At 67.1% G+C, this 252-nt stretch carries 1 protein-coding gene; it reads left to right on the forward strand.

Annotated elements, in window-relative coordinates:
• A partial coding sequence (locus tag BK665_RS33370; RefSeq protein WP_148053284.1) for a circularly permuted type 2 ATP-grasp protein occupies positions 1–252 on the forward strand: 252 nt, incomplete at both ends.

The following is a 252-nucleotide window of genomic DNA, read 5'->3' on the forward strand; positions in this document are numbered from 1 at the left end:
CGCCTCGATGATGATTTCTGCGATCCGCTGGAACTGCGCACCGACCCGGCCCTCGGTGTGCCGGGGTTGCTGGAAGCCGTGCGCCAGGGCCCGGTGCTGGTCGCCAATGCCTTGGGCAGCGGCGTACTGGAGTCGCCGGGGTTGCTGGGCTTCTTGCCCAGGATCAATCAATTCCTGTTCGGCGAAGAACTGATCCTGCCGTCCATCGCCCCCTGGTGGTGCGGCGAAGCCCCGGTACTGGCCCAGGCGCTG

It is taken from the genome of Pseudomonas frederiksbergensis (assembly GCF_003732665.1).
GTDB lineage: Bacteria > Pseudomonadota > Gammaproteobacteria > Pseudomonadales > Pseudomonadaceae > Aquipseudomonas > Aquipseudomonas frederiksbergensis_G.